Raw genomic sequence first — 23,610 nt, 5'->3', positions numbered from 1 at the left:
AATGAGGGATCATCTTTCCATGCATGCCAAAAGCCGCCTCGCCCCAAGAAAAAAAAAGCCCCGGCGCATGCCGGAACGGCATGGCCGGGACCCCAAGGCGCCCGTTTACATCGACGCCGTCGTCGAACGGTTTCGGCTCCGCGCCGTTCGCTTCCGCAGCAGGTCGAACAGCGACGCCGGCGACGCCGCGGCGTAAAAGGCCGCCTGATCGTCCGGCGCGAGGACGACGCCGAGCTGGTGATGCTCGCCCGCGTAGCGCGCGCGCTGCACGAACTTCACGTGGCCTTCCAGATTGATCGCTTCGAGCTTGCAGAAGGCCGAGTTCAAGTACAACGCCGCGTGCAGCTCTTCCTTCGTCTGTACCCCGACGCCGTTCGCCTTCTGGATGATCTCTCCCGCCTGCAGGCCCATCGCTTCCGCCGGCGTGCCCGGGATGACGGCCAGAATCCGCAGTCCGCGGTCGTCGTGGACGAAGAGCGGCGCGTTCGAGTCTTCCTTATAATAGCTGACGGCGACCAGCGCTTCGTGCAGCAGCAGCGCGCAGAGCACCGCAACCAGCAGGAGCGGCGGCCAGTAATACGCCGCGATCGCCGCGGCGCCGACGATAACGCCGTAAACCAGCAGCGCCTTCGAGGAGCTGCGCGTCTTCGCGCCCGGCAGCATCGTGCGGGTCAATTCCGTGAAGCCGATCATCATCGGGAAGCCGATCATCGTGACGCCGTGGCTCCACGCCCCGCCGCCGCCGAGCAGCAGCGACCACGGCAGGTGGACGGCATCCCCGCTTCCCGCGGCCGCCGGCACGAGCAGCAGCATCGGCACCGGCCAATAGCCCTGCAGCATATACCCGCCGATCAGCTTGCCGCGCTTGCCTTCGAGGAACAGCGGGCTCGCGAACCGCGCGCCCTGCCAGCGGATCAGCAGCCCTTCCGCGAGATGCATGAGCGCCACGAGCACGAGCAGGCCGGGAATGTCCAGCCCGGCGATCGAACGGACCGCCTCGCCGATCCAATCGCTCCGCCCGTCGAGCGCCGTGAAGCCCAGCCCCCACTGCGCCAGGCCGAGCATGCCGGCGCTGTAGGCGAAGCAGAGGTAGCGCACGCGCACGAGCAGCAGCACGATCGCGGTGCCCCACAGCCAGAGCACCGCTTCGCCGTCGACCGCGACGCCGAGAAACAGCCCCGCAAGGGACAGCGGCACGCCGACGGCAAGACCGGCGAGCATCGTCCGCGCCAGCTGATTCGGCCACGCGTGCAGGCGCACGTGGAACAGCTTGCGCTCCAGCCGCGTCTGCCGGAAATATTGGAGCATGATCAAAATCACGCCGATATAGTAAAACGGGGACAACAGCAGCCCGAGAGCCGCCGATCCCATCATGCGAAGCACATCCATGACCGCGTCCAAGCTCCTCACTCCCTTGTGCATCCAGATGAACGGCCGGCGCCGGCGAGTCGATCGCCCTATGTAAATCCGCATAAACCGCCTAAAAAAGAAGAAGGCCGGTTCCGCATGGCGCGGAAGCTCAGCCTTCTTGTTATTCGACGCGCGGGTTCGATTTCCTGCTGGATTATTTTGCAATCCCCAGCTTGGCGTCGAGCACCTCCACGGCTTTGCGCATCTGGGTGTCGCTGTTCTCGTCGCGGATCTTCGCGATGATCCGCTCCTCCAGCTTCTCCGCCGTCGCCTTGTCCGCATTGCCCGTGACCGGCAGGCCTTCCTTCTGCTGAAACGCCTTGACGCCGCTCGCCGTCGCCGCGCTGTAAAAGCCGTCCTTGCGGTCGACCTTGTAACCGAGCCCCTCCAGCATGATCTGCAGGCTCTTCGTCTCCTCGTCGATCGTGTCCGGCTTGAGCGTCTTCGTCTTGGACATGCGCGCCGCGGTGTAGTAATCCGGGGGCTGCACGGCCACGTCCGGCTTCAGCCCTTTCTCGTGCACCCAATTGCCGAGCGGCGTGAGCCACTTGGCGATCGTCATCTTGACCAGGCTGCCGTCGCCCAGCTGCTTGTCGTAACTGACCTGCACCGTGCCTTTGCCGAACGACGTCTCGCCGACGAGGACGGCATGCGCCTCTTCCTTGAGCGCGCCGGCCAGCACCTCGGAGGCGCTAGCGCTCCCTTTGTTGATGAGCACCGCGACGGGATATTTCTTCCCGGGCCCGTTCGACACGGTTTTCTCCCGGTGGCCGCTCTTGTCCTCCACCTGCACGATCGGCTCGCCCTTCGGCACGAACGGCTGCGCGACCGACACCACGACCGGCAGCACGCCGCCGGGATTGCCGCGCACGTCGATGACGAGCCCCTTCATGTGCTGCTTCTCCAGCTTGTCCAGCTCCTCGGCGAACCGTTCTCCCGTGTTCAGCGAGAATTGGCGGATCTCGATGACGCCGATGCCGTCGTCGCGCAGATGGGCGTAGACGGTCTCGTAGTCGATGTCGTCGCGCACGATCGTCAGCTGCAGCGGCTTGGCCATGCCCGCGCGCTGGATGGTGAGCTTGACCTTCGAGCCCTTCGGCCCGCGAATCTTCGCCACGGCGTCGTTCAGCGGCAGGCCGGCCAGCTTCTCGCCGTTGACCGCCACAAGCACGTCGTTCGGCTGCACGCCCGCGCGCTCCGCCGGAGAGCCCTTGATCGCCGACTCCACGGTCACCTTGCCGTCCTTGATCTGCACGCCGGCGCCGATGCCCGTGAACGAGCCTTCGATCGTTTCGGAGAACTGCTTGGCCACGTCCTTCTGCATGTACACCGAGTACGGATCGCCGAGCGCTTCCATCATGCCGTTGGCCGCGCCGTCGAGCACCTTCGCCCGGTCCACGTCGCGGAAATATTTCGTCTCGATCAAGCCGAGCACGGTATTCAGCTTCTGCAGCTCGTTCTCGGTGAGTCCGTATGATCCGGACGATTCCGACGCCGCCGCCCTGGCCGCCCCTTCGCCGCCGATGACGATGAATCGGTCCGCCACGGTCAGCGTGACCAGCACGGAAGCCGCCATCGTCAGCAACATGAACGCCGCCACTGTTCGTCCTCTAAACTGCACGTCAACACCCCTTCGCGCGCCGGCGGTTCAACCGGCGTCCGTATTCGCAACTTTCCTAGTATATGACAAGCCGCACCCAATTATTTGCTGCTTGGGTGCGGCGCGTCGGTTCGGCCACGGAGCGTACGGCTCGGGCCCGCTATTTATTTCAGATACGGCGCCGGATTGACGGCTTTCTGGTTCGACCGGACTTCGAAGTGGAGATGGTTGCCCGTCGACATGCCCGTGCTGCCGACCTCCGCGATCTTTTGGCCGCGCTTGACCTGCTGGCCCTTCTCGACCAGGATGCCGCCGTCGCGGATATGGCCATAGACGGTCCACAGGCCGCCGCCGTGGTCGATGATGACGCAGTTGCCGTAGTCGCTCCACCATTGGGCGACGATGACGAGGCCGGACTCGGCCGCGTAGATCGGCGTGCCCTTCGGCACCGCCATGTCCATGCCGGTATGCAGCTTCTTCGCGCCGGTGATCGGGTGGATGCGGTAGCCGAACGGCGAGCTCAGATGCCAGTTGGCTTTAAGCGGCATGCCCAGCTTGCCGCCGGGATTGTAGTAGACCTTGAGCGAGTTTTTCTTCGCTTCGAGATCGGATACCTTCTTCGCCAGCTGGATCAGCAGCTCCTCTTGGTCCGAGCTGATCTCGTCGAGTTCGTCCGCCTGGCTGCTGTACTTCTGCACCATGACTTCCTTCTGTTGTTCCTTGTCCTTCAGCAGATCGTGGTAGTCCGCCAGCTTGCCGTACATCGTCTTCACTTCGGCCAGCGAGCTCTCGACTTCCCGCTTCTTCTGCTCGACGAGCGCCTTGTCTTCCTTGCGGCTCGCCAGGATCTCCTTGTCCTGCCCCAAAATGGAGGACAGCGAATTCATGCGGTCGATGAAATCGCTGAAGCTCGTCGCGCTGAGCAGCACGTCCAGGTAGGACACGATGCCGTTCGTATACATGAGGCGGACGCGGGACTTCAGCAGCTTGTCCTGCTTCAGGAGCCGGTCCTCCGCGGCCTGGAGCTCCTCGCCCGTCTTCCGCACTTCCGCTTCCTTATCGTCAATCTGGGTTTGCACCGTATTCAGCTGGGTGCCGACTTCGTTGATCTGGGAGACGATTTCGGAGACGGACTGCGCCGTCTTGTCCTTCATCTCCAAGATGTACGCCTTGTCCTTGTCCGCCTGGTTGCGGTTATGCGTGGCCGCGCTCATTTCCTTGCGGACCTGCGCGAGCTCCTTGTTGATCTTGTCCAGCTGCGAGGACGCCTCGCCCGGCGTCGGTTGAAAGATGGCTCCCGCGAGCACGAGCGTCGCGAATAGCAGCAAACCTTTCTTCACGTTTACAGTCACACCCCTACACTTTCAAATATTTGCGTACGGACAGCGTGCTTCCCCAAATGCCGATGAGCATGCCGAGCCCGAAAATGACCGCCGATACGGTAAGACCGGCTTCCTTCAGCGTCACGAGCTTGATCATCATGAGGCCGAGCTCGAACTGGGAAGCGTCGACGAGCTGCGAGTAGCCGAGCAGCAGGCCGGCGACCGTGACCGCCGCGCCGATGAAGCCGATGAGCGCCCCTTCGATGAAGAACGGCCACCGGATGAAGTTGTTGGTCGCGCCCACGAGCTTCATGATGCCGATTTCGCGGCGCCGCGCCAGAATCGTCGTTTTGATCGTGTTGGAAATGAGGAACATCGCCGTCAGGGCCAGCCCCGCCACGATGACCAGGCCGATGTTGCGGACGGCGTTCGTGATCCGGAACAGCTTCTCGACCGTCCCCTTGCCGTACTTCACGCTCGTGAACGGCTTCGCGGCATCCGCGTTGCCGAGGGCGTCGATCTTCTTCGCCGCGTACGCGATGTTCTGCGGGTCGAAGACGTCCACCGTGAAGGAATCCGGCAGCGGGTTGTTCGTCTCGTCGTAGCCTTCGAGCAGATCCGTGCCGTCGGCGCCGATGCTCTTGCGCAAGTCCTCGAGCCCCTGCTCCTTGGACACGAACGTCACTTTCTTCACTTCGGGCATGTTGCCGATGGCGTTCTTGAGCTCGCCGATCTTCGCCTCCGGCGTATCGAGCTGCAGGTAGACCCGGATCTGAACCTGGCTCTCGATCTGGCCCGCCAGAACGTTGACGTTCATCGCGAGCAGCAGGAACACGCCGAGGATGAACAGCGAGATGACGATGGAGCTCACGGAGGCGAAGGTCATCCAGCCGTTGCGCACGACGTTCTTCAGCCCCTCGCGGAAATGCCGGAGGACGGTGCTAATTTTCATACCCGTACTCCCCTCTCGCTTCGTCGCGCACGATCGAACCGTTCTCGATGGCGAGGACGCGCTTGCGGAGCGTGTTCACGATCTCTTTGTTGTGCGTGGCCATGATGATGGTGGTGCCGCGGAAATTAATCTCTTCGAGCAGATTCATGATGCCCCACGAGGTCTCGGGATCGAGGTTGCCCGTCGGCTCGTCCGCCACGATGACGGACGGATTATTGATGATGGCGCGCGCGATGGCGACGCGCTGCTGCTCGCCCCCGGACAGCTGCTGCGGCAGGCTGTTGTGCTTCCCGCGCAGGCCGACGAGCTCGAGTACCTCCATCGTCCGTTTCTTGATGATGCGTCTCGGCGCTTCGATGACTTCCATGGCGAAGGCGATGTTTTCATAGGCCGTCAGCTTCGGAAGCAGGCGGTAATCCTGGAAAATCACGCCGATGTTCCGGCGGACGAACGGGATTTTGCGCGGCTTCAGCTTGCCGATGTTGAATCCGTTGACGGAGATCTGCCCCTTGGTCGGGATTTCCTCGCGGTAGATCAGTTTCATGAAGGTGGATTTTCCCGCCCCGGAGGGCCCTACCAGATAAACGAATTCATTGCGCTCTATGAGAACGGAAACGCCGCGCAGCGCATGAGTGCCGTCCGCGTACGTTTTCCAAATGTCTTGAAGCTCGATCACGATATCACATCCTGTAGGTAGTCAGCTTCTAGGTATTCGACAGAAGCAGGCGAAATCCTCTACGAAAGTCCCACATTCTGCATTTTTTCATATTTCTCATCAAGGGGATCGCGCGGTTTCGGGGGAGGAGAAAGATGATTTTTCGACAAACGCATGGTTTGAAAACCCGTATGCAAAATCCGCCGTGGACGTGCATATACATGAAGGGACCCCGCCCAAGGAGTTGACGCCAAATGAAAATCAAAAGCCTCCATCTCGCCTGGACGCTGCTCGTCGCCTGCCTGCTGCTGTTCTCCGCCGGGTGGGGCGGCGTTTGGGTGTACGCTTCGCAGCATTCCGTGCCCAAGCCGCTGGCCGTGACGATCGGCGGTGCCGGTCCCGCGAAAGGTTCGACCGCGCTCGCGAGCGACGCGGCCCTCCGTCTCGGCGGTCTGGACCTCGCCGCGGCCAAGCAAAAGCTCCTCGAGCGGAAGACCGCGCTCAGTCAGCTCAAGCTGACCGTGGACGGCGGAACCGCGGGCGCGAAGAAAACGACGTGGACGCTAGCCGAGCTCGGCCTGTCCGTCGATACGAAGGCCGCCGAAGCGGCGCTCGCGACGCTGGAGACGGGCGGCGTCTGGACGCGCGCGAAAGCCCGGTGGCGGTTTCCGGAACGGCTGAGCGTCGGCGTCAGTTGGAACCAAGCGGCGTTCGAGAAGCGGATCCGCAGCCAATGGGGCTATTTGGACGCCGGCGAACCCGTGAACGCGAAACGAACGATCACCGCGGACGACCGGGTCGTCTATACGGCGCATAAGGACGCCTACCGGCTGGATGCGGACGCGATGTTCAAGACGGCGGTGCGGACGGTGGAGCAGGCGCTCGCGCAAGGATGGGACGGAACGCTCGCGCCCCTCTCCCTGTCGGTCAAGCTGAAGGCCGTCCATCCCGCCGTTACGCTGGACCGGCTGAAGGCCCAAGGCGTCGAACGCAGGATCGCCTCCTTCTCGACGGACTTCAAGACGAGCGGCGCCGGCCGCGCCTATAACGTGGACGTGACGGCGCGCACGCTGAACGACTGGGTGCTCGCGCCGGGCGAAGTCTTCGATTACGGCAAAGTCGTGGCGGCCACGAACGAGAAATACGGCTACCGCGCCGCGCCCGTCATCCTGAACGGCGAATTCGTCGACGGCGTGGGCGGCGGGATCTGCCAAGTATCCAGCACGCTGTACAACGCGGTGCTGCGGGCGGGGCTCGAGCTGGTCGAGCGGCGCAACCATTCGCTGCCCGTCGCTTACCTGCCGATGGGCCAGGACGCCACGTTCGCGGAAGGCGCGATCAATTTCCGGTTCAAAAACACGACCGGCAAAACGATCGTCATTCGCGCGGAAGTGGAAGGCCGGCATTTGACCGTGAAACTGTTCGGCACGATGCCGCAAAACGTCCGCTATGCGATCTCGTCCAAGACGGTCGGCACGATCGCGCCGGCCGTCAAAGAAGTGCCGCGCCCCTCGCTGCATCCGGGCTCCCGCCAACTGATCGCGTCCGGCAAATCCGGCTACGTGGTCGAGACGTACCGCTCCAAGCTCGTGAACGGCAAGGTCGTCGCCACGAGCCGGGTGTCGCGTGACACGTACAAGGCGCAGCCGTCCGTGTACGCCGTGGCGCCGGAGCAGGTCCATCCGGACGGCCATTCCGGCGAGAAGCCGCTGCTCGAGGACGGCGTGGCGGAGTAGACGGCTCGGCGGCGACGCGACGGCTTGCGCGGCGACCCTCAAGCGAGCGAGCAAGCTCGGCGGCGCCCCGCCGTTGTAAGGCAACGCCGCGCAAGCACGCGGCTTCGGCAGCCGCACGGCGCGTTCTCGCCCGCGCGCGCTCGCCGGCAGCCGCGCGGCCCGCGCGGCGTCGGTTCTCGCGCGGCACCGGTTCCCGCCGCACGGCAAAAAGCCCCGCCGCGGGGCCGGCCCAATGAAGGGCCGGTCCCGGACGGGGCTTTATCGCTGCCCGCGGCCGCTTGGCTTAGCGGCTGCGCTCGGCGTATTCCGCGACCCACGCCGCGGTCTCGGCCAGCTCGCCTTCGGCGCGGCCGATCGCTTCCGCGACCTGCTTCGTCGCCGTGCCGCCGTAGACGTCGCGGGCGTTCACGACGTTCTCCGGCTGCAGGACGGCGTAGATCCGGTCGTCGAACAGCGAGGAGAACTGCTTGAATTCGTCCAGCGTCAGGTCGAGCAAATATTTGCCCTGCTGGATGCAGTACAGCACCGTTTTGCCGATGACTTCGTGCGCTTGGCGGAACGGCAGTCCTTTGCCGACGAGGAAGTCGGCGATGTCCGTCGCGTTGGAGAAGTCCTGGTTCACGGCCTGGCGCATCCGGTCCTTGTTGACCTTCATCGTCGCGATCATCGGCGCGAACAGCTGAAGCGCGCCCTGCAGCGTGCGGACCGTGTCGAACATGCCTTCCTTGTCCTCCTGCATGTCCTTGTTGTACGCCAGCGGCAGCGACTTCAGCACCGTCAGCAGGCCGACGAGATTGCCGTAGACGCGGCCCGTCTTGCCGCGGACAAGCTCCGGCACGTCCGGATTCTTCTTCTGCGGCATGATGCTGCTCCCCGTGCAGAACGCGTCGTCCAGCTCGACGAAGCGGAACTCCGTGCTCGACCAGAGGATCAGCTCCTCGCTCAGGCGCGACAGGTGCATCATGATGATCGACGCCTGCGACAGGAACTCCAGGATGAAGTCGCGGTCGCTGACGGCGTCGAGGCTGTTCTCGTAGACGCGGTCGAACTTGAGCTGGCTCGCCACGAAATGGCGGTCGATCGGGAACGTCGTGCCCGCCAGCGCGCCGGCGCCCAGCGGCAGCGTGTTGACGCGCTTGTAGCTGTCCTGCAGCCGCTCGATGTCGCGGCCGAACATGCTGACGTACGCCATCAGGTGATGCGCGAACAAGATCGGCTGCGCGCGCTGCAGATGCGTGTAGCCCGGCACGATCGTGTCGAGATTCGCTTTCGCCTGCGACACGAGCGCCTCCCGCAGCTTATGCAGCAGGTCGACGAACTCGACGACGCGCTTGCGCAGGTACAGGTGCATGTCCGTCGCGACCTGGTCGTTGCGGCTGCGGCCCGTGTGCAGCTTGCCGCCGACCGGCCCGACGTCGTCGATCAGCGTCTTCTCGATGTTCATGTGGATGTCTTCGTCCGCGATGGAAAATTCCAAATCGTTGCGCTTGATGCGCTGAAGGACGCGGTGCAGACCGTCCTTGATCGCCTCCACGTCCGCGGCCGGCAGGATGCCCTGCTTGCCGAGCATCGTGACGTGCGCGAGGCTGCCTTGGATGTCCTCCTCCGCCAGCTCTTTGTCGAACGTGATCGAAGCCGTGTATTCTTCCACCAGTTGGTCGGTTTTCTTGGTAAACCGGCCGCCCCATAATTTGCTCACTCAGGTGCACTCCTTTGTCGGTTCTTCCCGTACTGCCGAACGACCCGGCCCGGTGCGGCGCACCGGGCCGGGTCTGCGAAAGGCGGCGCCGCCGGGACCGGAAAGCCGGTCCGGCCGCTGCCGAAGGATCTGGCCGCCGCCCGGGGCGCATGCCGCCGGAGGGCCGAACGATCGCTTACTGCTTCTTGTTCTGCTCCACGCCGGCGGATACCTTCAGGCGCAGCGCGTTCAGGCGGATGAAGCCGGTCGCGTCGCCTTGGTCGTACGCTTTGGACGGATCGGCCTCCATCGTCGCGATGTCCGGGTTGTACAGGCTGACCGGGCTCTTCACGCCGGCGCCGATGACGTTGCCTTTGTACAGCTTCAGGCGGACGACGCCGGTCACGTTCTTCTGGCTTTCCGCCACGAGCGCTTGCAGCGCGAGGCGCTCCGGCGCGAACCAGAAGCCGTTGTAGACGAGCGAAGCGTATTTGGAGATGAGGGAGTCGCGCAGGTGCATGACGTCGCGGTCCATCGTCAAGGATTCCATTTTGCGGTGCGCGGCGAACAGGATCGTGCCGCCCGGCGTCTCGTACACGCCGCGGCTCTTCATGCCGACGAACCGGTTCTCGACCATGTCGACGCGCCCGATGCCGTGCTTGCCGCCCAGCTCGTTCAGCTTCTCCATGACCTGCAGCGGGCTAAGCTGCTCGCCGTTCACGGCGATGCAGTCGCCGGCGTCGAACGTCAGCTCGACGTATTCCGCTTGGTCCGGCGCATCCTCGGGGGAGACGGACAGCACGTACATGCCTTTGTTCTCCTCGCTGCTCGGATCGAACCACGGTTCCTCCAGCATGCCGCTTTCGAAGCTGATGTGCAGCAGGTTGCGGTCCATGGAGTACGGCTTCGCCGCGGAGGCCTGGACCGGAATGTCGTGCTTCTCGGCGTAAGCGATCATCTCGGCGCGGCCCGGGAACTGCTCGCGGAACGCCTCGAGGCGCCAAGGGGCGATCACGGCGATGTCCGGCGCGAGCGCCGCGGCCGTCAGCTCGAAGCGCACCTGGTCGTTGCCCTTGCCCGTCGCGCCGTGCGCGATCGCCGTCGCGCCTTCGGCCCGCGCGATGTCGACCATGCGCTTCGCGATGAGCGGACGCGCGATCGACGTGCCGAGCAGGTACTGCCCCTCGTAGAGCGCGCCCGACTGGAACATCGGGTAAATGAAGTCTTGCGCGAATTCGTCGCGCAGGTCGTCGATGTACACCTTGGACGCGCCGGTCGCCAGCGCTTTGGCCTCCAGGCCGTCCAATTCTTCCTTCTGGCCGATATCGGCGGTGAACGCGATGATTTCCGCGTCGTACGTTTCCTTCAACCACTTCAAAATGACCGACGTATCGAGGCCGCCGGAATAAGCCAACACGATTTTTTCCTTCGCCATTGCTCGTTTACGCTCCCTTGATAAGGAAATTTATGATGTCCGGTTTGCGGATGCTCCCGCGAGAGGAAGTTCGTTAACAGACATGCCCGAAGGGCGGCTCGGAGTCGCGAAAGGCGACAACCGCGATCGGAAACTCGGAACCGATCGTCCGGCATGCCTTCGAAGATCCCTCTGCTCAGCCCATGATCGCGGCCATGACGGCCTTCTGCGCGTGCAGGCGATTCTCCGCCTGGTCGAAAATAATGGAATGCTTGCCGTCGATGACACCCTCGCTGACCTCTTCGCCGCGGTGCGCCGGCAGGCAGTGCATGAAAACGAAATCGGGCTTCGCGTGCCGCGCAAGCTCCTCGTTGACCTGGTAGTCCGCGAACGCGAGCTCGCGTTCCTTCTGCTCCGCTTCGAAGCCCATGCTCGCCCAGACGTCCGTGTACACGACGTCCGCGTCCGCGATCGCTTCGCGCGGGTCGCGGCAGACGTGGATGCGCGAGCCCGACTCGGCCGCGTATTCCTTCGTCATGCGCACGACGTCCGCATCCGGCTCGTAGCCTTCCGGCGTCGCGACCGACATGTGAAGGCCGAGCTTCGCCGCGCCGATGAGCAGCGAATGCACCATGTTGTTGCCGTCGCCGATGTAGGCGATCTTAAGCCCGGCCAGCCGGCCTTTATGCTCCAGCACCGCCTGGTAATCGGCCAGCACTTGGCACGGATGCGCGAGGTCCGTCAGGCCGTTGATGACCGGCACCGTCGCCGCCCGCGCCAGCTCGATGACCGTGCGGTGCGCGAACGTGCGGATCATCATGCCGTCAAGGTAACGCGACAGCGTCTGCGCGGTGTCGGACACCGTCTCGCCGCGGCCGATCTGCAGGTCGTTGCGGCTCAGGAACAGCGCCTGGCCGCCGAGCTGGTACATGCCGACCTCGAACGACACGCGCGTGCGCGTGGACGATTTCTCGAAAATCATGCCGAGCGTCTTGCCCTTGAGCGGATGATGCGTCTCGCCGGCTTTCTGCTTGCGCTTCAGCTCGATCGCGAGGTCGATCAGATACCGGATTTCCTCCGGCGTGTAATCCGTCAATTCTATGAAATCGCGGCCTTTCAGACTGACCGCGAGCTCTTCCTTCAGCAGTTGGGACATGGATGCTTCTCCTTTCATGTCAGCTGCGCCGCAGCCGTCAGGTCCGCGAAGATCGAGGCCAGGATGCTCACCGCTTGATCGACTTCTTCGCGCGACACGAGCAGGTTCGGCAGCAGGCGCACGACGTCGGGCCCGGCCGTGATGACCAGCAAGCCGCGCTTCTGGCCTTCCGCGACGACCGGCGCCACGGGTCCGGCGCAGGCAATGCCGACGAGCAAGCCTTGGCCGCGGATGTCGCGCACGAACGGATTGCCGGCCAGCTTCGCGCGCAGCTCGCTCACGAGGTACTCGCCCGTCTCCGCCGCGCGGCCCGCCGCGTCCTCGCTCAGCATCGTCTCGATCGTCGCTTTCACGGCGGCCGTCGCGATCGGCGTGCCGCCGAACGTCGAGCCGTGGCTGCCCGCCGAGAACGCCTCGGCCAGCTCGCCCTTCGCCAGCATCGCGCCGACCGGGAACCCGCTTCCGAGCCCTTTCGCCAGCGTGAAGATGTCCGGCTCGATGCCGTAGTGCTCGAACGAGAACAGCTTGCCCGTGCGTCCCATGCCCGTCTGAATCTCGTCGAAGATCAGCAGGACGCCGCGCTCCTTGCAGAGCTTCGCCAGGTGCCGCAGATACGCCGGATCGACCGGAAGGACGCCGCCCTCGGCTTGTATCGTCTCGATCATGACCGCGGCCGTCTTGTCCGTGATCGCCGCTTCCAAGGCCTCAACGTCATGCAGCGGGATGTAGCGGAAGCCCTCCGGCAGCGGCAGGAAGCCTTCCTTGACCTTCTCCTGGCCGGTCGCCGTCAGCGTCGCGAGCGTCCGTCCGTGGAACGATTGGGCGAACGTAAGAATCTCGTAGCGTCCGTTGCCCTTCACCTTCTGCTGATACCGGCGGGCCAGCTTGATCGCCGCTTCGTTCGCCTCCGCGCCGGTGCTGCAGAAGAACACCGCGTCCGCGTGGCTGTTGTCCGTCAGCAGCTTTGCCGCCGCCTCTTGATTCGGGATGTGGAACAGGTTGGAGACGTGCCACAGCTCAGCCAGCTGCTTCGCCAGCGCGTCCTTCACCGGCTTCGGCGCGTGGCCGAGATTCGTCACCGCGATGCCGCACATGAAATCCAGGTACTTGTTGCCTTGGTCGTCCCACAGCCAGCTCCCTTCGCCCTTCACGAGCGCGATCGGATACCTGGCATACGTCGGGAACAGCGAGCTGCCGCCGTTTGCCGCCTGCTTGTTCAATTCGCTCATCTTACGTTCACCCTCTCGTCGAAAATAAACTTCCTAGCCGCGCTGCACGATCCGCGTGCCGATGCCGCCTTCGAGCACGGCCTTCGCGAGCACGCCCGGCATGTCGCCGTTCACGATGACGACTTCCTTCACGTCGCCCTGGATGCAGGCGATCGCCGCGCGCACCTTCGGGATCATGCCGCCGTAAATCTCGCCGCTTGCGATCATCGCCTCGATCTCGTCCACCGTCGCGGACGGCAGCACCCGCTTCTCGCCGTCCACCGTTTTCAGGATGCCCGGCACGTCCGTCACGACGATCATCCGCTCCGCACCGAGATGCGACGCGACGGCGCCCGCCGCCGTATCCGCGTTGATGTTATAGCGCTGCGCCCCGGCGTCGATGCCGATCGGCGCGATGACCGGGATGTACCCCATGGCCATGACGCCCTCGATAATCGCCGCGTTCACGTGCGTCACGTCGCCGACGAAGCCGATCTCCGCCGCGTTCGCCACCGGGCGCGCCCGGATCAGCTCGCCGTCCACGCCGGAGAGGCCGAGCGCCTTCGCGCCGCTCTGCTGAATCCGCCGGACGATCTCCTTGTTGATCCGGCCCGCGAGCACCATCTCGACGACGTCCAATACCTCGTCGCTCGTCTTGCGCAGCCCGCCGACGAACTCGCTCTCGATGCCGAGCTTGCCGAGCGTCTCGGAGATCGCCGGCCCGCCGCCGTGCACGATGACCGCCTTGACGCCCCGCTCCTGCAGGTCGCGCAGCTCTTCGAAGAAAGACGCCGGCAGCGCCGCCAGCGTGCTTCCCCCGCATTTCATGACAAACCGCGTATCCATGTATCGTCCGTCCCCTTCCGCGGTCAAGTCCGGTACGCCGCGTTGATGCGGACGTAATCGTAAGTCAAATCGCAGCCCCACGCCGTAGCCGAACCTTCGCCCATGTGCAGCTCCACGTGGATGACGACCGTGTCGCCCTTCAAATATTCCAGCGCCGCGTCTTCGTCGAACGCGACCGGCCGGGACTGCGCCAGCGTAACGATCGGGCCGAGCGCGATGTCGACCGTCTCCGGATCGACCGGCACGCCCGCGCGGCCGACCGCCGCGATGATGCGGCCCCAGTTGGCGTCCGCGCCGAACACGGCGGACTTCACGAGCGACGAGCCGATGACCGTCTTCGCGATCGCCCGCGCCGCTTCGTCGCTCTCCGCGCCGCGCACCTGGACCTCGACGAGCTTCGTCGCGCCTTCGCCGTCGCGCGCGATCGCTTTGGCCAGCACCTCGCAGACATAGCGAAGCCCTTCCGCGAACGCGGCCAGGTCGGGATGGCGCTCCGTCAATTCGTTGTTGCCGGCGAAGCCGCTCGCCATCGCGACGAGCATGTCGTTGGTGCTCGTGTCGCCGTCGACCGTGATCATGTTGAACGTGAGGTCCGTCGCTTGGCGGAGCAGCTTGTGCAGCAGCTCGCTGCCGATCGCCGCGTCCGTCGTGACGAAGCCGAGCATCGTCGCCATGTTGGGATGGATCATGCCGCTGCCCTTGGACGCGCCGGCGATATGTACGGTTTGGCCGTCCACGGTCACCGCGACGCACGCTTCCTTCTTCACGAGGTCCGTCGTCAGGATCGCCTGGCAGAAGTCGTCCGCCGCCTCGTACGAATCCCCGAGCCGCGCCGGCAGCTCCGCGATGCCGCCGCGCACGCGGTCCATTTTCAGCAGCTCGCCGATGACGCCCGTGGACGCCACGGCCACCTGCTCCGCCGGCACGTCGATCGCGGCCGCGAACGCGCCGCGCATCTCGTACGCGTCGGCGTCGCCCTGCTTGCCGGTGCAGGCGTTGGCGTTGCCGCTGTTGACGATGACGGCGCGCAGCTTGCCGCCGGCGCCGATGCTCTCGCGCGTGACGGCGATCGGCGCCGCCTGGAACGCGTTCGTCGTGTACACGGCGGCCGCCGCCGCGGGTACGTCGCAGACGATCGCGCCGAGGTCGTGGCGCGTCGTTTTCTTCAGGCCGCAGTGCAAGCCGGCGGCCTTAAAGCCTTTGGGGGTCGTGACCGAGCCGTTCGGCACGACCGTGAATGATGCGGATGCGTTCCCCTGTCCCATGATTCAATCGCTTCTCCTTCTGCGCAAAAAGTCTCTATTTTACGGATAGACCGGCACGAAACGAAGACCCAGCGTCTCGTCCCAGCCCATCATCAGGTTAAGGTTCTGAATGGCCTGCCCCGCGGCGCCCTTCACGAGGTTGTCGATGACCGACACGATCGTGACGCGCCCCGTCCGCTCGTCGACGGCGAAGCCGATGTCGCAATAGTTGGAGCCCGCGACTTCCTTCGTCGCCGGGTAAGCGCCGTCCCGCCGGATCCGCACGAAATGGCGGCCCTCGTAGTAATTCCGGTAGAGCGACACGAAATCGTCGTACGTCCGATTGCCGGTCACGGTCGCGTACATCGTGCTCATGATGCCCCGCGTCATCGGCACGAGATGCGTCGAGAACGTCGTGACGACCTTGCGGCCCGCCGCGTCCGACAGCACCTGCTCGATTTCCGGAATATGCTGATGCTTGTTGAGCTTATATGCCTTGAAGTTCTCGTTGATTTCCGCGTAGTGGTTGCCCAGGCTCACGCCCCGGCCCGCGCCCGACACGCCCGACTTGGCGTCGACGATGATCGAAGCCGGATCGATGAAGCCCGCTTTGACCGCCGGCACCAGTCCGAGCAGCGTCGCCGTCGGATAGCACCCCGGATTGGAGACGAAATCCGCGCCGCGCACGGCGTCGCCGTAAATCTCGCACAGGCCGAATACCGCTTGGTCCAAGTAGTCCTGGCCGGCCGGCTCCTTCTTATACCACGTCTCGTATTCCGCGCGGTCCTTCAGCCGGTGGTCGCCCGACAGGTCGATGACCTTGAGGCCCTCCGCCAGCAGCGACGGCGTGATCTTGGCGGCCACGCCCGCCGGCGTCGCGACGAACACGACGTCCGCCTTCGACTTCAGCAAGGCCGGATCGACGTCGTCCAGCAGCTCCGTGCGAATTTCGTTCAAATGCGGAAATCCTTCCGCGATCGGCGCGCCCGCGCTCGAGGAAGATACGACCGACGCGATACCGACCTGCGGGTGGCCCGCCAGAAGCCGAATCAGCTCCACGCCTCCGTAGCCGGTCGATCCGATGATTGCCGCTCTAACCGTTGTGCTCATGTCCGTTCTCTCCCATCCTTATCCTTTCTAGTACTTCATTGTACACAAACGAAAGGATCGTGGAAATAGCTTTTGCTTTGTATTATTATACATACGTATTCATATAAATACAACGCCAAATTAAGCGGATGCTCATGCCAATTGGAACCCTTCCCCGAGCACTTCCGCCGTGTCGCTGATAATCACGAACGCGCTTGGATCCGCGGCTTTGACGAGGCTTTTCAGCCTGGAGACCTCGCCCCTTCCGACGACGACCATCAGCACCGTCCGCGCCGAGCCGGTATAGCCGCCGTGCCCGTCGAGCTTCGTCAGCCCGCGGTCCAAATCATGCAGCACGACCTGGGTGATCGCATCCGGGCAATCGGAGATGATGAACGCGACTTTGGAGATCGCGAGCCCCGTCTGCACGAAATCGATCGTCCGGCTCGTGGCGAACAGGCCGATCAGCGCGTACAGCGCGTTCTCCGGGGCGATCAGGATGCCCGCCGACGCGATGACGAGGCCGTCGAAGCAGGCGACGGCAAGCCCGAGGCGGATGCCCGTGAACCGGTGCAGCAGCTGCGCGGCCAAGTCCAGCCCGCCGGTGGACGCCTTCCCGCGGAAGACGAGCCCGAGCCCCGCCCCGACGCCGATGCCGCCGTAGATGGACGCCAGCATGGCATTGTCCGTGAGCGGCTTCCAATCCGACGTGACCAGCACGAGCAGCGGCAGCACGAACGAGCCGAGCGCCGTCTTCAGCGCGAAGCGCTTGCCGAGCAGCCAGAGGCCGACGAAGAACAGCGGGACGTTGAGCGCCCATTGCGTGTACGCCGGCGGGATGCCGATCATGTAATGCACCAGAATCGAAATGCCCGAGACGCCGCCGGACGCGATGCCCAGCGGCACCAGGAACATGTTGAAGCTGACCGCGATGAGGAACGAGCCGGCGAGCAGCAGCAGGACGCTGACCAGCGCTTCCGTCTTGCCGCCCATGGCCCGCGCGCGGCGCTTCTTGGCGCGCGCGGCGGGCATCGCCCGTCCGTTCTCCGGCCTCTGCGCTTCCGCGGCTTGATCTGCCCGAGCCGGTCGGCTCGTCCCTGCCTCCGGTTGTCTCTCCGCCGTCCGGCGTGCTTCCTCCCCTTGCTCCGCCTGCGCCGGCCGCACTGCTTCTTCCGCTTGTCGCTCCTCCGCGGGATGCCCGGCTTCCTCCTCCTGCCGCCGTTTTCGATCCTGCCGATAATCCGTATGAATGCTCATATGTACGTCTCTCCTTTGGGTTGCCGCCGTGCATTCCATTCCATGGACGCTGGCGGATTACTGCTTTGCCGGGCCGCCCCTTTAACGCGGCCATGCGTTTCCGGGCACAGCAAAAAGAGTTCCAACCTTTATCAGTGTCGGAACTCTTTGTCTGGACTATGCATGCCGCGGGACGCTTTAGTTCTCCTCGTGGCGAATGCGGCTGCGCAGGTAGCCGTCGATGAACGGGTCGAGGTCGCCGTCCATGACCGCGCCTACGTTGCCGGTTTCCACCGAGGTCCGGTGGTCCTTCACCATGCTGTACGGATGGAACACATAGGAACGGATTTGGCTGCCCCAGGCGATATCGGACTGTTCGCCGCGAATCTCCGCGAGCTGCTTCTGCTGTTCTTCGATCTTCCGCTCGTAGAGCTTGGACCGAAGCATCTGCATGGCGCGTTCCCGGTTCTGGATCTGCGAGCGCTGCGTTTGGCACGAGACGACGATGCCCGACGGCACGTGCGTGATCCGGATCGCCGACTCCGTCTTATTGATGTGCTGTCCGCCGGCGCCGCTGGCCCGGTACGTATCGACCTTCAAATCTTCGCTGCGGATCTCGATTTCGATATCGTCGTCGATCTCCGGCATGATGTCGCAGGAAACGAAGGACGTGTGCCGGCGTCCCGACGCGTCGAACGGCGAGATCCGCACGAGCCGGTGAACGCCCTTCTCGGCCTTCAAGTACCCGTAGGCATTATGGCCTTTGACCGAAATCGTGACGCTCTTGATGCCCGCCTCGTCGCCGGCCAGGTAATCGAGCAGCTCGACCTTGAAGCCGTGCTTCTCGGCCCAGCGCGTGTACATCCGGTACAGCATCTGGCCCCAGTCCTGCGACTCCGTGCCGCCCGCGCCGGGATGCAGCTCGAGAATGGCGTTCAACCGGTCGTACGGTTCGTTCAGCAGCAGCTGCAGCTCGAACTCTCCTACTTTGGCCACGAGCTCCGCCACGCTCTTCTTGAGTTCGGCGTCCATATCCTCGTCTTCTTCCTCTTCCGCCAGTTCCAGCATCGTCTCCAGATCTTCCTGGTCGCTCCGCATCCGCTCGTATTGATCCACGACCGATTTGACGGCGTTCAGCTCGGCGATCGTGCTTTGCGCGCGCTCGTTATCGTCCCAGAAGTCGGGCGCGCTCATTTTCTCTTCGAAATTCAAGATCATCTCTTGCTTTAGATCTAAGTCAAAGAGACCCCCTGAGCTCTTGGAGACGTTTCGCCACTTCTCGCAAATCTTGTTTAACCGTTGTATCGATCATGACCGTCGTTCACCTCAAATTTCGCTTCTTGGCCTTGCTTTATGGTTATGCGCCGGACGGACTTATTGTCCGTGGCACTGTTTGTACTTCTTGCCGCTGCCGCACGGGCACGGATCGTTGCGCTTCACGCGCTCTTCCTTGCGCACCGGGCGCTTCTGCGACGTTTCGCTGCTGCCGCCGGATTCCGTTTGGCCCTTGGCGACCTCTTGGCGCTCCAGGTTGTTCTCGACATGCGCCTTCATGATGTACTTCGTGACTTCTTCCTGGATGTGCTCGACCATTTCCTTGAACATCTCGAAGCCTTCGAACTGATACTCGCGCAGCGGATCCGTGCCGCCGTACGCGCGAAGGTGGATGCCTTGGCGCAGCTGGTCCATGGCGTCGATATGGTCCATCCATTTGCTGTCGACCGCGCGGAGCACGACGACCTTCTCGAACTCGCGCATCGTCTCGGCGCCGATCTCTTCTTCGCGCCGATCGTACAGCTCGACGACTTTATCGTACAGGAACTCGATGATCTCGTCCGGCTCTTTGCCCCACAGATCGTCCTTCGAGATCATGTCTTCGTTCAGGAAATTGCCTTCCGCGTAATCCACGATCTCCTGCAACTCCCAGTTCTCCGGGATGTCGTCGGCCGGGCAGTGCGCCTGGACGATCTTGGTGATCGTCGGCTTGACCATCTCCAGCACGATTTCGCGAATGTTCTCGGAGAACAAGACTTCGCGGCGCTGCTTGTAAATGATTTCCCGCTGCTGGTTCATGACGTCGTCGTACTGGAGGACGATTTTCCGCTGGTCGAAGTTGTTGCCCTCGACGCGCTTCTGCGCCGACTCGATGGCGCGGGAGATGAGGCGGCTCTCGATCGGCTGGTCTTCCTCGAAGCCGAGGCGCTCCATCATGCCCATGATGTTCTCGGAGCCGAAACGGCGCATAAGATCGTCTTCGAGCGACAGGTAGAACTGCGAGGAGCCCGGGTCGCCTTGACGGCCCGCGCGGCCCCGGAGCTGGTTGTCGATCCGGCGGCTCTCATGGCGTTCCGTGCCGATGATATGCAGGCCGCCGAGACCGGCCACGCCGTCCTCGAGCAAAATGTCCGTGCCGCGGCCCGCCATGTTCGTCGCGATCGTAACGGAGTTCGATTGGCCCGCGCGCGAGATGATTTCCGCTTCCTCGGCGTGGTATTTCGCGTTCAGGACTTTATGCTCGATGCCGCGCTTCTTCAGCATCTCGGACAGCTTCTCGGAGTTTTCGATCGAGACCGTGCCCACGAGCACCGGCTGCTTGTTCGCATGGCGCTTGACGATCTCCTCGACGACGGCCTTGAACTTGCCGTTCTCCGATTTGTACACGACGTCCGAGATGTCGTCGCGGATATTTTTCCGGTTCGTCGGCACTTGAATAACCTCGAGCCCGTAAATTTTCTTGAATTCTTCTTCTTCCGTCTTCGCCGTACCGGTCATGCCGGCCAGCTTGCGGTACATCCGGAAGTAGTTCTGGAACGTGATCGTCGCGAGCGTCATGCTTTCGTTCTGCACCTTGATCTGCTCTTTCGCTTCGATCGCTTGGTGCAGGCCGTCGCTGTACCGGCGGCCGGCCATGAGACGGCCGGTGAACTCGTCGACGATGACGACTTCGTCCTCCTGCACGACATAGTCTACGTCGCGCTTCATGATGACATGCGCCTTCAGCGCCTGTTGAATATGGTGGTTGATCAGCACGTTGGCGTGATCGTAGAGGTTCTCGATGCCGAACGCCTTCTCGGCCTTCTCCACGCCCGCTTCCGTCATCGTCACGGTCCGCAGCTTGATGTCGACCGTGAAGTCGTCTTCTTCCTTCAGACGCTGCACGAAACGGTCGGCCGCGAAGTACATCTCGGTCGACTTGGCCGCTTGGCCGGAAATGATGAGCGGCGTACGCGCTTCGTCGATCAGGATGGAGTCCACTTCGTCGATGATCGCGAAGTAAAGCGGACGCTGAACCATTTGTTCCTTATATAGGACCATGTTGTCGCGCAGATAATCGAAACCGAATTCGTTGTTCGTGCCATATGTGATGTCGCATGCATACGCGGCTTGCTTCTCGTCGTGCGAGAGTCCGTGCAGGTTGCAGCCGACGGTCATGCCCAAAAAGGTATAAACTTGGCCCATTTGCTCGCTGTCGCGCATCGCCAGGTAATCGTTGACCGTGACGACGTGGACGCCTTTGCCGAGCAGCGCGTTCAAATAAACGGCCAGCGTGCCGACGAGCGTCTTGCCTTCGCCGGTCTTCATCTCGGCGATCTGGCCCTCGTGCAGCACCATGCCGCCGATCAGCTGGACGTCGTAATGACGCTTGTCCAGCACGCGCTTGGATGCCTCTCTGACTACGGCGAACGCCTCCGGGAGCAACGCGTCGATATCCTCGCCTTGTTCCAGACGGCTGCGAAACTCGACCGTCTTCTCTCGAAGCGCCTCATCCGAAAGTTGAGCGATCTGCGGCTCCAATCCGTTGATTTCCTCTACCGTGCGCAAAAGACGCTTGATCTCTCGTTCGTTGGCGTCTCCGAATAATTTCTTTACAAGTCCGAGCATGGTCTTCCCCTTTCGATGTTACGCCTGTTTGCATAAATTGTAACAGTTTGCGGCCCTTCCCGCAATGTTCGCGGCCCTAGGGATAAGATGGTTAAACGCGCGCGGGGACGCAAAGAGCCCCGGTCGCCCGGGGCTCTCCAAACGCTAGCGTCAATCCGCTTCCAGCACGCCGTACCGGCCGTCGCTGCGGCGATAAACGACGTTCACTTCGTTCGTATCGGAATTGGCGAACATATAGAAGGAATGGCCTACCATGTTCATCTGTAGAATCGCTTCCTCGATGTCCATCGGCTTCAATTGAAACCGCTTCGTACGGACCAGCTCGTAATCGTCCTCTTCGTCGAGGACCCTGACCGCGGAGCCTTCGTCCTTGAACATCGTCCGAACGCCGCTGTCTTTGCGGAATTTGCTGTTGATTTTCGTTTTATGTTTGCGAATTTGCCGTTCCAGTTTGTCCACCACGAGGTCAATGGATGCATACATATCCTCGCGTTTCTCTTCGGCGCGCAGCATGGCGTTCGGCAGCGGGATCGTCACCTCGACGGCGTGCACGCCCTTCGTGACGGACAACGTAACGATGCTTTCGGAGGTAGAAGGCGCTTCAAAATACTTTTCCAGGCGGCTCAGTTTCTTCTCGACATAATCGCGCAAGGCGTCTGTCACCAAGATGCGTTGACCTCGAATATTGTATTTCATGCAGGCATTCCTCCTTTACATGATCTTAGTATAACACTATATTCGGGCGGGCTCAAAGTTATTTTCAGTATTTTTGGAATTATCTAAAAATATATGAAATGCAAGGTTTTCGTAGATTTTCAGACTCGTTATCCAGCTCTCTATAGCTCTCCGAGCACGACAAAAAGCCCCGGTTGCCCGGGGCTGCTGCTTATCACATTCGGTTATGCGCGCATACCGTGTATGATGTGATCCGCTTAACAGCGGGATAATTACAGTTTTTGAACGTTAGCTGCTTGAGGACCGCGAGCGCCTTCGACGATGTCGAATTCAACCGACTGGCCTTCTTCCAGCGTTTTGAAACCTTCAGCTTGAATTGCGGAGAAGTGTACGAATACGTCGCCGCCTTGCTCCGTCTCGATGAAGCCATAACCTTTTTCAGCGTTGAACCATTTCACTTTACCTTGCATTCAGAACATTCCCTTCATTCTCATATAGCTGCGAGATCACGAGGCGTGGCCCACAAGTCGAATATACCAGAGCCTTCACAAATTTGTCAATATATTTTTGTAAGCGAATACATTTGCTGTGTTTTCCTTTTTTTATGAGGTGACTTGCAAATCCCGAGATGCCTCAAGCTCGTACTCCGTAATCTGCCCCCGGCATAGTTCCATGATATCAACACCATGCATATAACCGATCGTCCATTTCAATGTAGCATCCAAGGCTTTGTCCAGTGTCCAGGCAGGATGCAACTCGAGCTCGGCGAATGCTTTCGAGCAATCCAGTTTCAGCATCGTCGCTTCGTGCTTCCGATCGCTATCCACTATCTCATAACCAGGATGTTTTGCCGGCCATCGCTCCAGCATTTGATTAACAATCCACTCCACTGGCTTTGCATCACCTTCTGAAGGACCGAAATTCCATGCCTGAGCATATGCATCGCCATCTATGTACATGCGCTGGCATAATAACAAATAACCCGATAAAGGCTCCAACACATGCTGCCAAGGCCGTACGGCATTTGGATTCCGAATCTTAATCCGTTCTCCTGTCAACATCGATCGGATTAAATCGGGAATCAAACGATCTTAAGCCCAATCGCCGCCACCGATGACGCTCCCAGCCCGCGCCGTGGCCACTTTAATTTTAGAAGATGCCAAGAAAGAGTTCCGGTACGCCGAGGTGATCAGTTCCGAGCAAGCCTTGCTGCTGGAGTAAGGATCATGTCTGCCCAAGCGTTCGCTTTCGCGATATCCCCAGTGCCAATCTTGATTTTCGCAGCATTTATCTGTCGTTACAATCAGAATAACTTCAACCGAATCACACGCTCGAGCTGCTTCAAACAGATTGACCTGTACCGGGTTGTCGTAAGAAAGCCGAACAAGAGGCTGCGCCGCCATAAATAAGTTCTCAGGGTATGCCACATCGGCGCTTCACCAATCTTGCCCATCGGGTTTATATTTGAATTCCTAATAATTAACTTCGAAAATGTCGAAATAGTGAT

Annotated in this window: 20 protein-coding genes; 1 reads left to right on the top strand and 19 read right to left on the bottom strand. The window is 62.0% G+C overall.

Annotation, left to right across the window (positions count from 1 at the left end; all coding sequences use genetic code 11):
* Nucleotides 1–105: 105 nt before the first annotated feature.
* The 5 genes from BMZ79_RS19585 to ftsE all read right to left on the bottom strand — a co-directional run bounded on the left by BMZ79_RS19585 (nt 106) and on the right by ftsE (nt 5,960).
* Nucleotides 106–1,389, bottom strand: a complete 1,284-nt coding sequence (locus tag BMZ79_RS19585; protein ID WP_090642753.1) for a PDZ domain-containing protein — start codon at nt 1,387–1,389, stop codon at nt 106–108.
* A gap of 175 nt (nt 1,390–1,564) precedes the next feature.
* Entirely contained in the window at nt 1,565–2,998 is a 1,434-nt protein-coding gene (locus BMZ79_RS19580) for a S41 family peptidase (protein WP_256252861.1), read from the bottom strand.
* Nucleotides 2,999–3,174: 176 nt separating this feature from the next.
* Nucleotides 3,175–4,350, bottom strand: a complete 1,176-nt coding sequence (locus BMZ79_RS19575) for a murein hydrolase activator EnvC family protein (RefSeq protein ID WP_090642651.1) — start codon at nt 4,348–4,350, stop codon at nt 3,175–3,177.
* A 16-nt stretch (nt 4,351–4,366) separates the two neighbouring features.
* The gene (gene ftsX, locus BMZ79_RS19570; protein WP_090642650.1) at nt 4,367–5,284 is read right to left on the bottom strand and encodes a permease-like cell division protein FtsX; all 918 of its coding nucleotides are present in this window, start codon (nt 5,282–5,284) and stop codon (nt 4,367–4,369) included.
* Entirely contained in the window at nt 5,274–5,960 is a 687-nt protein-coding gene (ftsE, locus tag BMZ79_RS19565) for a cell division ATP-binding protein FtsE (protein ID WP_090642648.1), read from the bottom strand. The genes ftsX and ftsE overlap by 11 nt, the downstream gene beginning before the upstream one ends.
* A 233-nt stretch (nt 5,961–6,193) precedes the next feature.
* On the opposite strand from ftsE, the gene BMZ79_RS19560 reads away from it, so the two are divergent.
* A complete protein-coding gene (locus tag BMZ79_RS19560; protein ID WP_090642647.1) occupies nt 6,194–7,675 on the top strand; it encodes a VanW family protein in 1,482 nt (493 codons plus the stop codon).
* 283 nt (nt 7,676–7,958) lie between these two features.
* Here BMZ79_RS19560 and argH read toward each other — a convergent pair whose 3' ends face one another.
* The 14 genes from argH to BMZ79_RS33665 form a co-directional block, all read right to left on the bottom strand.
* Nucleotides 7,959–9,374, bottom strand: a complete 1,416-nt coding sequence (gene argH / locus BMZ79_RS19555; RefSeq protein ID WP_090642645.1) for an argininosuccinate lyase — start codon at nt 9,372–9,374, stop codon at nt 7,959–7,961.
* 175 nt (nt 9,375–9,549) lie between these two features.
* Nucleotides 9,550–10,788: an argininosuccinate synthase gene (locus BMZ79_RS19550; RefSeq protein ID WP_090642644.1), complete on the bottom strand. Its 1,239-nt coding sequence runs from the start codon at nt 10,786–10,788 to the stop codon at nt 9,550–9,552.
* 175 nt (nt 10,789–10,963) lie between these two features.
* Nucleotides 10,964–11,923, bottom strand: coding sequence for an ornithine carbamoyltransferase (gene argF / locus BMZ79_RS19545; protein ID WP_090642642.1), 960 nt, complete (start codon nt 11,921–11,923; stop codon nt 10,964–10,966).
* A gap of 14 nt (nt 11,924–11,937) precedes the next feature.
* Nucleotides 11,938–13,152 (bottom strand): acetylornithine transaminase, encoded by a 1,215-nt coding sequence (locus BMZ79_RS19540; protein ID WP_090642641.1) that lies wholly within the window; start codon nt 13,150–13,152, stop codon nt 11,938–11,940.
* A gap of 33 nt (nt 13,153–13,185) precedes the next feature.
* Entirely contained in the window at nt 13,186–13,977 is a 792-nt protein-coding gene (gene argB / locus BMZ79_RS19535) for an acetylglutamate kinase (RefSeq protein WP_090642639.1), read from the bottom strand.
* Nucleotides 13,978–14,000: 23 nt separating this feature from the next.
* Nucleotides 14,001–15,242 (bottom strand): bifunctional ornithine acetyltransferase/N-acetylglutamate synthase, encoded by a 1,242-nt coding sequence (argJ, locus tag BMZ79_RS19530; RefSeq protein ID WP_090642638.1) that lies wholly within the window; start codon nt 15,240–15,242, stop codon nt 14,001–14,003.
* Nucleotides 15,243–15,281: 39 nt separating this feature from the next.
* Complete coding sequence (gene argC / locus BMZ79_RS19525; RefSeq protein ID WP_090642636.1) at nt 15,282–16,331, bottom strand: N-acetyl-gamma-glutamyl-phosphate reductase; 1,050 nt, start codon at nt 16,329–16,331, stop codon at nt 15,282–15,284.
* A gap of 132 nt (nt 16,332–16,463) precedes the next feature.
* Nucleotides 16,464–17,303 (bottom strand): YitT family protein, encoded by an 840-nt coding sequence (locus BMZ79_RS19520; protein WP_256252881.1) that lies wholly within the window; start codon nt 17,301–17,303, stop codon nt 16,464–16,466.
* Nucleotides 17,304–17,744: 441 nt separating this feature from the next.
* Nucleotides 17,745–18,858, bottom strand: a protein-coding gene (prfB, locus tag BMZ79_RS19515; RefSeq protein ID WP_143088998.1) for a peptide chain release factor 2 whose coding sequence is annotated in 2 segments (ribosomal slippage) — nt 17,745–18,785 and nt 18,787–18,858 — 1,113 coding nt in all. Because the reading frame shifts where the segments join, the coding sequence is not laid out codon by codon here.
* A gap of 62 nt (nt 18,859–18,920) precedes the next feature.
* The gene (secA, locus tag BMZ79_RS19510; protein WP_090642631.1) at nt 18,921–21,428 is read right to left on the bottom strand and encodes a preprotein translocase subunit SecA; all 2,508 of its coding nucleotides are present in this window, start codon (nt 21,426–21,428) and stop codon (nt 18,921–18,923) included.
* 150 nt (nt 21,429–21,578) lie between these two features.
* Complete coding sequence (hpf, locus tag BMZ79_RS19505) at nt 21,579–22,124, bottom strand: ribosome hibernation-promoting factor, HPF/YfiA family (protein WP_090642630.1); 546 nt, start codon at nt 22,122–22,124, stop codon at nt 21,579–21,581.
* A gap of 251 nt (nt 22,125–22,375) precedes the next feature.
* On the bottom strand, nt 22,376–22,573 hold the full coding sequence (locus BMZ79_RS19500) for a cold-shock protein (protein WP_090642628.1): 198 nt from the start codon (nt 22,571–22,573) through the stop codon (nt 22,376–22,378).
* Nucleotides 22,574–22,705: 132 nt separating this feature from the next.
* Nucleotides 22,706–23,164: a CDP-glucose 4,6-dehydratase gene (locus tag BMZ79_RS33670; RefSeq protein ID WP_143088997.1), complete on the bottom strand. Its 459-nt coding sequence runs from the start codon at nt 23,162–23,164 to the stop codon at nt 22,706–22,708.
* Nucleotides 23,165–23,194: 30 nt separating this feature from the next.
* On the bottom strand, nt 23,195–23,506 hold the full coding sequence (locus BMZ79_RS33665; protein ID WP_218154725.1) for a CDP-glucose 4,6-dehydratase: 312 nt from the start codon (nt 23,504–23,506) through the stop codon (nt 23,195–23,197).
* Nucleotides 23,507–23,610 lie beyond the last annotated feature (104 nt).

The sequence above is a fragment of the Paenibacillus sp. UNC496MF genome, from assembly GCF_900113915.1.
GTDB classification, from domain to species: domain Bacteria; phylum Bacillota; class Bacilli; order Paenibacillales; family Paenibacillaceae; genus Paenibacillus_Z; species Paenibacillus_Z artemisiicola.
The sequence above is the reverse complement of the archived record's forward strand: the minus strand, read 5'-3'. Positions and strand labels throughout refer to the sequence as shown.